The sequence below is a fragment of the Microbacterium sp. X-17 genome (assembly GCF_039615055.1).
Genome location: NZ_JBDHNI010000002.1, coordinates 289,492 through 301,416, shown reverse-complemented (window position 1 = coordinate 301,416; position 11,925 = coordinate 289,492). Strand labels below are relative to the sequence as shown.

11 protein-coding genes are annotated in these 11,925 nt (G+C 72.2%); 5 read left to right on the top strand and 6 right to left on the bottom strand.

The features are described from left to right. Positions 1-5 precede the first annotated feature (5 nt). A complete protein-coding gene (locus tag ABCS02_RS09860; RefSeq protein WP_345835461.1) occupies positions 6-455 on the bottom strand; it encodes a succinate dehydrogenase hydrophobic membrane anchor subunit in 450 nt (149 codons plus the stop codon). A 2-nt stretch (positions 456-457) separates the two neighbouring features. Then, complete coding sequence (gene sdhC, locus ABCS02_RS09855; RefSeq protein ID WP_345835460.1) at positions 458-880, bottom strand: succinate dehydrogenase, cytochrome b556 subunit; 423 nt, start codon at positions 878-880, stop codon at positions 458-460. A 176-nt stretch (positions 881-1,056) separates the two neighbouring features. On the opposite strand from sdhC, the gene ABCS02_RS09850 reads away from it, so the two are divergent. The 4 genes from ABCS02_RS09850 (at position 1,057) to ABCS02_RS09835 (ending at position 5,162) form a co-directional block, all read left to right on the top strand. Continuing rightward, positions 1,057-2,172, top strand: coding sequence for a mannose-1-phosphate guanylyltransferase (locus tag ABCS02_RS09850; RefSeq protein WP_345835459.1), 1,116 nt, complete (start codon positions 1,057-1,059; stop codon positions 2,170-2,172). A gap of 112 nt (positions 2,173-2,284) precedes the next feature. Further along, entirely contained in the window at positions 2,285-3,433 is a 1,149-nt protein-coding gene (locus tag ABCS02_RS09845; RefSeq protein ID WP_345835458.1) for a BMP family ABC transporter substrate-binding protein, read from the top strand. Between the two features lie 98 nt (positions 3,434-3,531). Beyond that, the gene (locus ABCS02_RS09840; protein ID WP_345835457.1) at positions 3,532-3,969 is read left to right on the top strand and encodes a cytidine deaminase; all 438 of its coding nucleotides are present in this window, start codon (positions 3,532-3,534) and stop codon (positions 3,967-3,969) included. 62 nt (positions 3,970-4,031) lie between these two features. Continuing rightward, the gene (locus ABCS02_RS09835; RefSeq protein ID WP_345835456.1) at positions 4,032-5,162 is read left to right on the top strand and encodes an adenosine deaminase; all 1,131 of its coding nucleotides are present in this window, start codon (positions 4,032-4,034) and stop codon (positions 5,160-5,162) included. Here the strand turns inward: ABCS02_RS09835 and ABCS02_RS09830 are convergent. After that, entirely contained in the window at positions 5,159-6,931 is a 1,773-nt protein-coding gene (locus ABCS02_RS09830; protein WP_345835455.1) for a phospho-sugar mutase, read from the bottom strand. The two genes, ABCS02_RS09835 and ABCS02_RS09830, sit on opposite strands and share 4 nt — an antisense overlap. Continuing rightward, entirely contained in the window at positions 6,928-7,761 is an 834-nt protein-coding gene (locus ABCS02_RS09825; protein ID WP_345835454.1) for a purine-nucleoside phosphorylase, read from the bottom strand. Before ABCS02_RS09825 ends, ABCS02_RS09830 begins: the two co-directional genes overlap by 4 nt. Positions 7,762-7,826: 65 nt before the next feature. Here ABCS02_RS09825 and ABCS02_RS09820 point away from each other — a divergent pair, with 65 nt between their 5' ends. Continuing rightward, positions 7,827-9,269 carry an NAD(P)H-quinone dehydrogenase gene (locus ABCS02_RS09820; protein WP_345835453.1) on the top strand — a complete coding sequence of 481 codons (1,443 nt, stop codon included), beginning with the start codon at positions 7,827-7,829 and terminating at the stop codon, positions 9,267-9,269. Between the two features lie 155 nt (positions 9,270-9,424). Here ABCS02_RS09820 and ABCS02_RS09815 read toward each other — a convergent pair whose 3' ends face one another. Together ABCS02_RS09815 and ABCS02_RS09810 are read right to left on the bottom strand one after the other, a co-directional pair. Beyond that, positions 9,425-11,191, bottom strand: coding sequence for a biotin carboxylase N-terminal domain-containing protein (locus ABCS02_RS09815; RefSeq protein ID WP_345835452.1), 1,767 nt, complete (start codon positions 11,189-11,191; stop codon positions 9,425-9,427). A 78-nt stretch (positions 11,192-11,269) separates the two neighbouring features. Further along, the gene (locus tag ABCS02_RS09810; protein ID WP_345835451.1) at positions 11,270-11,917 is read right to left on the bottom strand and encodes a Maf family protein; all 648 of its coding nucleotides are present in this window, start codon (positions 11,915-11,917) and stop codon (positions 11,270-11,272) included. Positions 11,918-11,925: the final 8 nt, after the last annotated feature.

Here is an 11,925-nt window from a genome sequence, read left to right as displayed (position 1 = left end):
GTCTCTCAGATCTCGCTGCAGAAGCTGGGGAGCAGGTCTGCGGGGCTGCCGGCCGGGCACGGGTCGAACGTGGTGATCACGAGCGTGCCGAGGAGGATGAGGAACGCGGCCGCGATCCAGATCGCCCACACGAGCACCCGGCGGGTGAGGAGGTGCGACACGTAGTCGTTCACGATCGTCCGCATGCCGTTGGCGCCGTGGATCAGCGCGAGCCACAGCATCAGGCCGTCCCACACCTGCCAGAACGGCGACGCCCACTTGCCCGCGACGAACGCGAAGTCGATCTGGTGGACGCCCTGGCCCATGACCATGTTGACGATGAGGTGCCCGAAGATGAGCACGACCAGCAGCACGCCCGAGGCGCGCATGTAGATCCAGCCCCACTTCTCGAGGTTCGGACCGGTGCGCCGCGGGGCGGTGTGGGGGGCGCGGGGGTCGGCGATCGTCGTGGCCATGGTCAGTTCCCTCCGAACACGACGAAGAGCTGGCGCGGCACGAAGCCGATCATCACGATGAGCCACAGGGCGAGGACGCCCCACCACAGCTGACGCTGGTGACGCGTGGCCCACGACCAGAGGTCGACGGCGATGATCCGCAGGCCGTTGAACGCGTGATACGAGATCGCGGCGACCAGGACGATCTCGCCGAGGCCCATGAGCGGCGTCTTGTACGTGCCGATGACCGCGTTGTACGCGTCCGGCGAGACCCGCACGAGCGCCGTGTCGAGCACGTGCACGAGGAGGAAGAAGAAGATCGCCACGCCGGTGATGCGGTGCAGGACCCAGGACCACATGCCCTCGTGGCCCCGGTACAGGGTGCCGCGGGGGGCTCTCGAGGTCGTTTCGCTGACCGATGGTGTGACGCGTGCTGGTGCAGACACGGTCGTCCTCCCTGATCGAAAACGCTGCGCGGGCGATCGATGCCCGTTCGGGTGCTGTCCCCCTGCGTCGCGTTGGCGCTGCGAGTCATCCTATTCCTGCGCTCCGACCCCGAGCGACGTAGGGGGACCTAAGTATCTCGATATCGAGAGACGGACGTCGCCGGTAGTCTGGCGCCATGCGCGACCCCATTCCGGGCTTCTACGCCGTCATCCCCGCCGGCGGCATCGGAAGCCGACTCTGGCCGCTGTCCCGGGCGGATGCCCCGAAATTCCTGCACGACCTGACCGGGTCCGGTCAGACGCTCCTGCGCGACACGTGGGACCGGCTCGCGCCGATCGCGGGTCACGACCGCGTGGCCGTCGTGACCGGGCGGGCGCACCGCGCCGCCGTGGAGCGCGAGCTCCCCGGCATCCCGGACCGCAACGTCTTCCTCGAGTCGGAGCCGCGGGACTCGACCGCCGCGATCGGACTGGCGGCGGCGATCCTCGTGCGGCGCGAGCCGGACGTCATCATCGGCTCGTTCGCCGCAGACCACGTCATCCGCGGCATCAACGCGTTCGAGTGGGCGGTCGAGCAGGCGATCGCGGTGGCTCGCGCCGGCTACATCTGCACGATCGGCATCCCGCCGACCGAGCCGTCCGTCGGGTTCGGCTACATCCGCCGGGCGGGGGAGCTGACGGTCGAGGGCGCGCGGGAGGCGGCGCTCGTCGAGCGCTTCGTCGAGAAGCCCGACCTCGCGACGGCCCGCACGTACTTCGCCGACCGGGCGTACCTCTGGAACGCCGGCATGTTCATCTCGCGGGCCGATGTGCTCCTGGCCGAGATCGAGGCGCAGGATCCCGTGCTGCACGCGGGCCTGGTCGAGCTCGCCGAGGCGTGGGACGACCGCGACCGTCGCGGTCCCGCTGTCGATCGGATCTGGCCCACCCTGCGCAAGATTGCGATCGACTACGTCGTCGCCGAGCCCGCGGCCGCGAAGGGCCGGCTTGCCGTCGTGCCCGGCCACTTCGAGTGGGACGACGTGGGCGACTTCGCGAGCCTCGCCAAGCTCAACTCGCACGGCCGCAAGAACGACCTCGCGATCCTCGGCGAGAACGCCCGCATCCTGTCCGACGCCTCGAGCGGTATCGTCGTGTCCCAGACGGCGCGCGTCATCAGCCTCATCGGGGTGCAGGACATCGTGGTCGTCGACACCGAGGATGCGCTCCTGGTCACGACGAGCGAGCACGCGCAGCGGGTGAAGGGCGTCGTCGACGCCCTCAAGCTCACCGGGCGCGGCGACGTCCTCTGACACGGATCGATAACCATCCGATTGCGAGCCGCCCGCGCACGCGGTTCACTCAGGAGCGACGGGGTAGCGTGTCGGGGTCCCGCGTACGGCGCGGGACCGGAAGGGATGCGGTGTGACGACGACGGGTAGCACGCGCCGGCGGCGCCTCGGGGCGGCGGTCGGCGGCCTGGCGGTCGCGGCGCTCCTCATCTCCGGGTGCGCCGGCGCTGAGGCGAACGACGCGGCGCCGAGCCAGAGCAGCTCCGCCCCCAGCATCCTCCCGTGCATCGTGTCCCAGCCCGACGGGCAGGACCCCATCGTGCAGCTCGCTTACGACGGCGTGCGGCAGGCGGCCGACGAGCTCGGCGTGCGCTACGACGAGTCTCCCGCGGCGACGACGTCCGCCGTGCCGGACGCGATCGACCACCTCCTCGGCGAGGGCTGCACGGTCGTGGTCACCTCGGGCGACCGGGCCTACGCATCCACGATCGCGTCCGCCGCCACGCATCCGGCGATCACCTACATCTGGGTCGACGACACCGGGGCGCAGAACGCGTCGAACCGCCCCGAGCTCGCGACCACGCCGAACGTGAGGCCGGTCCTGTTCGACCTCACACAGCCGGCCTACCTCGCCGGCTACCTCGCCGCTGGGATGACGAAGTCGGGCGTGGTGGGGACGTTCGCGGAAGCCGACCAGCCGATCTCCACCGCGGTCATGGATGCCTTCGCGCAGGGCGTCGAGCGATACGACCAGGTCAACGCGGAGAAGCTCCCGAAGCCGGTGCGCGTCGTCGGGTGGGACCGCGCGACGAAGCAGGCCGACTTCCTCGAGACGTCCGACAACGACCGGGCGGCAACCCATGCGGTGCAGACCCTCCTGCAGGACGGCGCCGACATCATCTTCCCGGTGCGGCTGCCCGCGCGCGGCTCGGGGAAGTTCTACCAGCAGATCGCGTCGCTCATGACGAACACCCCGACCGATGTCTCGCTCATCGGCATCGGCTCCGACTCGTTCGAGTCCGCGCCGGACGTCAGCGGGTCGTTCCTCACCTCGCTCGTGACCGCCGCGGACGTCGGTGTGTACGGTCTCGTCCTCGCCGCGGCGAAGGGTCCGATGCCGCAGACGACGTACGTCGGCACGCTCGCGAACGGGGGGGTCGACCTCGCGCCGTACCACGACTGGTCCGACCGGGTGCCGGAGAACCTCACCTCGTCGATCAGCCTGCTCGAGACGGCGGTCGTCGGCGGCGGCGTCGTGATCGACGCGAGCGCCCCGCACTGACGCGGTCGCCCTTGCCCGCGGTGCCCGCGCCACTAGGATCGGGGGTGTTGCGCGAGCCCACGGGTGCGCGGTGTCCGGTCGAGGCGAGGGGATCCGTGATGGCGGCAGTTCCGCGCACGGTGGGCGAGGGGGTCGTCGCCGACATCGACTGGGCACGGCTCCGCACTGCCGCGATCGACGCGATGCACCGCGCCTACGCGCCGTACTCGCGGTTCAAGGTGGGGGCCGCCGCCCTCGTCTCGGACGGACGCGTCGTCACGGGATGCAACGTCGAGAACGCCTCGTACGGGCTCACCCTCTGCGCCGAGTGCGGCCTCGTGTCCGACCTGCATCGCAGCGGGGGCGGCCAGCTGGTCGCGTTCGTGTGCGTCAACGGCGACGAGGAGACGATCATGCCGTGCGGGCGCTGCCGGCAGCTCCTCTCCGAGCATGCGCTCCCGGGCATGCGCCTGCAGGCCACGTCCGGCGTGCGCACGATCGAGGAGCTCCTGCCGGATGCCTTCGGTCCGCGCGACCTCGACGAAGTCGGGCGCTGAGCGCGCCGCATCCGCCCCTGTCCACCGCTGGAACGACCCGACCGATCCCCCCGGAGGAACCCATGCCCACCGACCGTTCGCCCCTCGAGCCCCCCGCCGACGCCCGGGTGCAGGGCGTGTCCGTCCGCAGCCTGCCCAAGATCTCGCTGCATGACCACCTCGACGGGGCGCTGCGTCCCGCGACGATCGTCGAGCTCGCCGAGGAGGCCGGCGTCGAGCTGCCCGAGCAGGATCCCGCCGCTCTCGGCGACTGGATCACCGAGCAGTGCGACTCGGGCTCCCTCGTGGAGTTCCTGAAGCCGTTCGCGCTGACGACGGGCGTGATGCAGACCGCGGACGCGCTGCGCCGCGTCGCGCGCGAGTTCGTCGAGGATCTCGCCGCCGACGGTGTGATCTACGGCGAGGCCCGCTGGGCTCCGGAGCAGCACGTCCTGGGCGGCCTGTCGCTCGAGGAGGCGGTCGAGGCCGTGCAGGAGGGCATCGAGGAGGGTGAGGATGCCGCGGACGCGAACGGTCACGACATCCGCGTCGGTCAGCTCATCACGGCGATGCGGCACACGGACCGCTCGCTCGAGGTCGCGCGGCTGGCCGTCGACTTCCGCGCGCGCGGCGCCGTCGGCTTCGACATCGCGGGCCCGGAGGTGGGGTTCCCGCCGTCGCGGCACCGCGCCGCGTTCGACTATCTCGCTGAGAACTTCTTCCCGGTCACGGTCCATGCCGGCGAGGCCGCGGGGGTCGAGTCGATCCGCTCCGCGCTCCTCGATGGCCGCGCGCTGCGCCTCGGCCACGGCGTCCGGATCGCGGAGGACCTCGAGGTCGTGTCGCGGTCCGGCGACGAGGTCATGGTGCAGTTCGGCGAGATCGCGCGGTGGGTGCGCGACCGCGAGATCCCGCTCGAGCTCTCGCCGAGCTCGAACCTGCAGACCGGCGCGATCGAGCGCTGGGGCACGGAGCTGGCCGACCACCCGTTCGACCTGCTCTACCAGCTCGGCTTCTCGGTGACGGTCAACGTCGATGACCGCACGATGTGCCGCACGTCGCTGACGCGCGAGCTCGCCCTGCTGGCCGAGACCTTCGACTACGACCTCGACGACCTGGAGGCCTTCCAGCTCAACGCCGCCGCCGCCGCGTTCCTGCCCGTGGAGGAGCGCGAGGAGCTCATCGAGCTCATCGGCGAGGGCTTCGACCGCTAGGAGGCGGCGGACAGGAGGGCGCGCGTGGCGGCCCCCAGGGACTCGAGCCGCGCGGCGGCGGCGCCGGCCGAGTCGGCCCGGGCGTCGAGGTAGGCCTTGAGCTTCGGCTCCGTGCCGCTCGGACGGACGAGGATGCGGGAGCCATCCGCGAGCTCGAGTCGCAGGACGTCGCCGGGCGGGAGCCCGTCGACGCCGTCGAGGAGGTCGTCGAACCGCGCGACGGCGGTGTCGTCGACCCGGCGCGGCGGATCCGCCCGGAGCGATGCCATGATCCCCGCCGCGACCCGCACGTCGTCGAACCGCAGGGACACCTGCACGCTCGCGAAGTGCCCGAACGTATCACCGAACTCGCGGACGAGGTCGCCGAGGTCGCGGCCCTCGGCGCGGGCGCGCGAGGCGAGGTCGAGGATCGCGACGGCCGCGGACAGCCCGTCCTTGTCGCGCACCGTCTCGGGGTTCACGAGGTAGCCGAGGGCCTCCTCGAACCCGTAGACGAGGCCGGGCGCGCGGGAGATCCATTTGAAGCCCGTCAGCGTCGCGTGGTACGCGAGGCGATAGTGCTCGGCGACCGCCCGGAGGGCGGGGGAGGACACCAGCGAGCTGGCGAGGGATGCCTCCGGCCCGTGCGCCCCGGCGGCGTGAGCCGCGCGCGCGGCGCGCCATCCGAGCAGCAGCCCGACCTCGTTGCCGCTCAGCCGCCGCCAGGTGCCGTTCGTGTGCGGGATCGCGACCGCGAGCCGGTCGGCATCCGGGTCGTGCGCGATCACGAGCTCGGCGCCCGCATCGCGCGCGGTTTCGAGCGCGAGATCCATCGCGCCGGGCTCCTCGGGGTTCGGGAACGCCACGGTCGGGAACGCGGGATCCGGCTCGAGCTGCGCGGTCACGGGGATCCACGCGGGGTAGCCGGCCGACGCCACGACCTCGGCGAACGTCTCCGCGCCCACGCCGTGCATCGCGGTGTAGGCCCAGCGGAGGCCCGCGGCCCCCGGGCCGGCCGGGCCGACGGCCGCGGTCGCCTCGACGTACGCCGCCACGACCCCCTCGTGTGCGATCTCGTAGGCATCCGACCGGGGCAGATCGCGGATGTCGCCGGCGGCGACCCGCGCGATCTCGGCCGCGATCGCAGCATCCGTCGGCGACACGATCTGCGCGCCCTCGTCCGCGCCGCCGAGGTACACCTTGTACCCGTTGTCGTCGGGCGGGTTGTGGCTGGCGGTCACCATGATCCCGGCGTCCGCCCGGAGATAGCGCACGGCGAAGGCGAGGAGCGGGGTCGGCAGCATCCGCGGGAGGAGGATCGCGCGGAGGCCCGCGCCCGCGAGGACCTCCGCGGAGTCGCGCGCGAACACGCCGGAGTTCCGCCGCCCGTCGTAGCCGATCACGACCGCCGGCGCGAGATCAGGTGATCCGGCGGAGTCAGGACGATCGGCCGCCGAAACGTCCTGAGCACGCGAGATCACTTGATCTCGCGTGGTGGCGGCTGCGGTGGCGGTGGCGGCGGGGGCGCGGAGGAAGGCCGCGAGGCCCGCGGCGGCCTGGGCCACGAGCACCCGGTTCATGCGGTTGCTGCCGGCGCCGAGGCGGCCGCGGAGGCCCGCCGTGCCGAACGCGAGGCGCGTGCCGAAGCGGTCGGCGAGCTCGGCGTCCGCCGCGGGGTCGCCGGCCTCCGCGCGAGCGAGCAGCGCTTCGAGCTCCGCGCGGGTCTCCGCATCCGGGTCCTGCGCGAGCCAGGCGCGCGCCGCCGCCGCGTGTGTCGGGTGCGCGGTCAAAGTGCACCGACGACGTTGGCGAGCAGCGCGGAGATGACCGGCTCGGCGGCGCGGCCCGCGTCCAGCACCTCCGCGTGGCTCAGGGGCGTGGACTGGATGCCGGCGGCCAGGTTCGTGACGAGCGAGAAGCCGAGGATCTCCATGCCGACTTCGCGCGCCGCGATCGCCTCCAGCGCGGTCGACATCCCGACGAGGTCGCCGCCGACGGCCCGCGCCATCCGCACCTCCGCCGGGGTCTCGTACTGCGGCCCGCGGAACTGGCAGTACACGCCCTCGTCGAGGCCCGGGTCGACGGTCCGCGCGACGTCGCGCAGGCGGCGCGAGTACAGGTCCGTGAGGTCGACGAACGTTGCGCCCTCGAGCGGGGATGCCGCCGTCAGGTTGATGTGGTCGCTGATGAGCACCGGCTGCCCGGGCGTCCACGTCTCGCGGATGCCGCCGGCGCCGTTCGTCAGGACGAGGATCGTCGCGCCGGTCGCGGCGGCGGTGCGCACGCTGTGCACGACGCGGCGCACGCCATGACCCTCGTAGTAGTGCGTGCGCGCGCCGATCACGAGCACGTGCCGGCCGTCCGGCATGCGGACGCTCTGCAGCGTCCCGGGGTGGCCGGCGAGCGCGGGCGCGCTGAACCCGGCGACCTCGGTCGCGGGGATCGTGGCGATCGTGTCGCCCAGGAGCGAGGCCGCGCGGCCCCATCCGCTCCCGAGCGTGACGGCGATGTCGTGGTGCGCGACGCCCGTGATCCGCGCGATGTCGGCCGCCGCCCGCCGGGCGATGTCGAACGGATCGGCAGCGGGATCGTCCAGCGGGTTCGCGAGGGCGTCGGGCATGACCCCACTCTAGGTTCACCGCGATGTCGCCTCGGTGTCGGCGGCGATCCGCCAGAATGGATCCCATGTCCCTGGGCTTCGAGAGCACTCAGAGCGTTGCGATCATCGGGGGCGGCCCCGGCGGGTATGAAGCGGCACTCGCCGCGGCCCAGCTCGGAGCCGAGGTGACACTCGTCGAACGGGCCGGCGTCGGCGGATCCGCGGTCATCACCGACGTGGTCCCGTCGAAGACGCTCATCGCGACCGCGGACGCTGCCGTCGCGATCGCCGGCGCGAGCGACCTCGGCGTGCAGCTGTTCGCGAAGGACGGCACCGGCAAGCCCCTCAAGCCCGAGATCGCGATCAACCTCGCCGCCGTCAACAAGCGGGTCCTTCGCCTCGCGCGGCAGCAGTCCGAGGACATGCGCGAGGCCCTCGTCGAGGCCGGCGTCCGTATCCTCTCCGGCCACGGGCGCCTCGACGGCAACCGCACGGTCGTCGTGTCGACGGATGCCGGCGGCACCGACTTCGACCGCGTCGAGGCCGACACGATCGTGGTCTCGGTGGGGGCCGCGCCCCGGGAGCTGCCGAGCGCGCAGCCCGACGGGGAGCGCATCCTCACCTGGACCCAGCTCTATGACATGACCTCCCTGCCGGAGCACCTGATCGTCGTCGGCTCGGGCGTCACCGGCGCGGAGTTCGCCTCGGCCTATATGAACCTCGGCGCGAAGGTCACGCTCGTCTCCAGCCGCGACCAGGTCCTCCCGGGCGAGGACGCGGATGCCGCGGCCGTGCTCGAACGGGTCTTCCTGCGGGGCGGCATGACGCTCCTCTCCAAGTCGCGCGCCGACCGGGTCGAGCGGACGAAGGACGGCGTGCTCGTGACGCTCGGCGACGGCCGCACGGTCGAGGGCAGTCACTGCCTCATGGCGGTCGGCTCGATCCCGAACACGCGCGGGATCGGCCTCGAGGACGCGGGCGTCCAGCTGAACGAGTCCGGGCACATCCGCGTCAACCGCGTCGCGCGCACCTCGGTGCCGAACATCTACGCGGCGGGCGACTGCACCACGTTCATGCCGCTGGCCTCGGTCGCGTCGATGCAGGGCCGCACCGCGATGTTCCACGCGCTCGGCGACACCGTCATCCCGATCGAGCGCCGTCGGATCGCCGCGAACATCTTCACGGCGCCCGAGGTCGCGACGATCGGCTGGCAGGAGAAGGACATCGAGTCGGGCCTCATCAACGGCACGGTCCACAAGCTGCCGCTGGCCGCCAACGCGCGGGCGAAGATGATGGGCATCACGGACGGCTTCGTGAAGATCATCGCCCGGCAGGAGTCGAGCACGGTGATCGGCGGCGTGGTCGTGGGGCCGCGCGCGTCCGAGCTCATCTACCCGATCGCGATCGCCGTGGAGCGCCGCCTCTCGGTCGACCAGGCTTCGCGCGTGTTCACGGTCTTCCCGTCGCTGTCGGGCAGCATCCAGGACGCCCTTCGTGCCATGCACCTGGTGGACGCCGCCGCCCGCTGACACCTGCGGCCCCTCGGCCTGCGCGCCGACCCCGTGCGGCCGCGCGCCTGTACTTCGCACGCGCTACGCGAATGTCTGGCGCGCGTGCGAGAAGTAGTAGCGCGAACTAGTGTGCCGTCGGGCGGATGCCGGGCGGGCGGATGCCGCGGGCCGGGCTAGGCGATCGTCAGGAGCTGGTGCCCGGAGGACACCGTAGCGCCGGGCTCGGCGTTGATGGTGCCGACCGTGCCGTCCTTGTGGGCCTGGATGGGCTGCTCCATCTTCATGGCCTCGAGCACGATGACGAGGTCGCCCTTGACGACCTGCTGGCCCTCCTCGACCGCGACCTTCACGACCGTGGCCTGCATGGGGGCCTTGACCGCGTCGCCCGTGGCGCCCGACACGGTCGACGACGAGTGCGAGCGCCGCGACGGCGGCACCGCGGCGGGCCGGCCGGCGGTGCCGACGGAGGTCGCGATCCGGTCCGGGAGGCTCACCTCGAGGCGCTTGCCGGCCACCTCGACGACCACGGTGTGGCGCGACTCCGGCTGCGGGAGCTCGGGCAGCTCGCCGTCCCACGGGGGGATGTCGTTCACGAACTCGGTCTCGATCCAGCGCGTGAACACGCCGAAGACGCCGTCCTCGGCGGTGAACGCGGGGTCGCGCACGACCTTGCGGTGGAAGGGCAGCACGGTCGGGAGGCCGGAGACCTCGAACTCGTCGAGGGCGCGCCGCGCGCGCTCGAGCGCCTCGGCGCGGTCGCGGCCCGTGACGACGATCTTCGCGAGCAGCGAGTCGAACGCGCCGCTGACGACGTCGCCGGCCGTGACGCCCGAGTCGAGGCGGATGCCGGGACCGCCGAACGTCTTGAAGACGTGGATCGGGCCCGGCTGCGGGAGGAAGCCGCGGCCCGGGTCCTCGCCGTTGATGCGGAACTCGATCGAGTGCGCGGACGGGGCGGGGTCGGCGTAGTCGAGGACGCCGCCTTCGGCGAGCCGGAACTGCTCGCGCACGAGGTCGATCCCGGTGACCTCCTCGGTGACGGGGTGCTCCACCTGGAGACGCGTGTTGACCTCGAGGAACGAGATCGTGCCGTCTGCCCCGATGAGGAACTCGCACGTGCCGGCGCCGACGTAGCCGACCTCGCGGAGGACGGCCTTCGACGCGGAGCGGAGCGTCTCCTCCTGCGCGGGGGTCAGGAACGGCGCCGGAGCCTCTTCGACGAGCTTCTGGTGGCGGCGCTGCAGCGAGCAGTCGCGCGTGGAGACCACGACGACGTTGCCCTCGGCATCCGCGAGGCACTGGGTCTCGACATGGCGGGGGCGGTCGAGGTACTTCTCCACGAAGCACTCGCCGCGGCCGAACGCCGCGACGGCCTCGCGGGTCGCGGACTCGAACAGCTCCGGGATCTCGCCCAGCTCGCGTGCGACCTTGAGGCCGCGTCCGCCGCCGCCGTATGCAGCCTTGATCGCGATCGGCAGGCCGAACTCCTCGGCGAAGGCGACGACCTCCGTGGCGTCGGCCACGGGTCCCGGGGTGCCGGGCGCGAGCGGCGCACCGACCTTCTCGGCGACGTGGCGGGCGGTCACCTTGTCGCCGAGCGCCTCGATCGCCTCGGGGGAGGGGCCGATCCAGATCAGGCCCGCGGCCGTCACGGCGCGCGCGAACGCGGCGTTCTCGGCGAGGAAGCCGTAGCCGGGGTGCACCGCATCGGCGCCGGAGCGGCGGGCGATGGAGAGGATCTTGTCGATCGACAGGTAGGTGTCCGCGCTCGTGAGGCCGTCGAGCGCGTACGCCTCGTCGGCGAGGCGGGTGTGCAGCGCGTCGCGGTCCTGGTCCGCGTAGATCGCGACGGATCCCTTGCCGGCATCCCGTGCGGCCCGGATGACCCGGACGGCGATCTCCCCGCGGTTCGCGACGAGGACCTTGGCGATTCGAGGCATGACTGTCAGCCTAGCGAGGCTGCGGGGTGGGCTTTTGAGCGCGTCTCACAAGAAAGCCCGACAAACGTGCGCGGAACCCTACGAGCGGTTCCACAGATTCGTCCACTCAACGTCCAGCTGGCGGCACAGTTTTCGGAGTGTCGAGAGCGACATCCCGACGACCGTGGACGGGTCTCCCTCGACCCGCTCGATGAACGCGCCGCCCAGGCTGTCGACCGTGAACGCCCCCGCGACGGCGAGGGGCTCGCCGCTCGCGACGTAGGCCGCGATCTCCGAGTTCGTGATGTCGGCCGCGAACGAGACGGATGCCTCGGCGACCGCGTGCGCCTCGGCATCCGGTGCGCCCGGACGCACCCGGACGACCGCGTGTCCCGAGTGCAGGATGCCGGTGCGACCGCGCATCGCGTCCCATCGCGCTGTCGCGACGGCGGCCGTGTAGGGCTTGCCGAGGATCGCGCCGTCGATCTCGAACATGGAGTCGCCGCCGATCACGATCCCGTCGAACGCGGGTTCGTCGTCCTTCAGCCGGGCCACGACGTCGGCGGCCTTGCGCCGCGCGAGCAGCATGACGTGCTCCGTGGCCTCGAGCCGCCGGCCCTCCGCGGCCTCGACGGCGGCGATGACGGCGTCCTCGTCGACGCCCGGGCTCCGCGTCTCCGGCTCGATGCCCGCCTGGCGGAGGAGCATGAGCCGCGCGGGAGAGGTGGAGGCCAGGCATACGCGCACGCGCCCAC

Coding starts and splice junctions, on each gene's coding strand:
- ABCS02_RS09860 (WP_345835461.1), bottom strand. CDS start 455: ATGGCCACGACGATCGCCGACCCCCGCGCCCCCCACACCGCCCCGCGG.
- ABCS02_RS09850 (WP_345835459.1), top strand. CDS start 1,057: ATGCGCGACCCCATTCCGGGCTTCTACGCCGTCATCCCCGCCGGCGGC.
- ABCS02_RS09840 (WP_345835457.1), top strand. CDS start 3,532: ATGGCGGCAGTTCCGCGCACGGTGGGCGAGGGGGTCGTCGCCGACATC.
- ABCS02_RS09835 (WP_345835456.1), top strand. CDS start 4,032: ATGCCCACCGACCGTTCGCCCCTCGAGCCCCCCGCCGACGCCCGGGTG.
- ABCS02_RS09825 (WP_345835454.1), bottom strand. CDS start 7,761: ATGCCCGACGCCCTCGCGAACCCGCTGGACGATCCCGCTGCCGATCCG.
- ABCS02_RS09820 (WP_345835453.1), top strand. CDS start 7,827: ATGTCCCTGGGCTTCGAGAGCACTCAGAGCGTTGCGATCATCGGGGGC.
- ABCS02_RS09815 (WP_345835452.1), bottom strand. CDS start 11,191: ATGCCTCGAATCGCCAAGGTCCTCGTCGCGAACCGCGGGGAGATCGCC.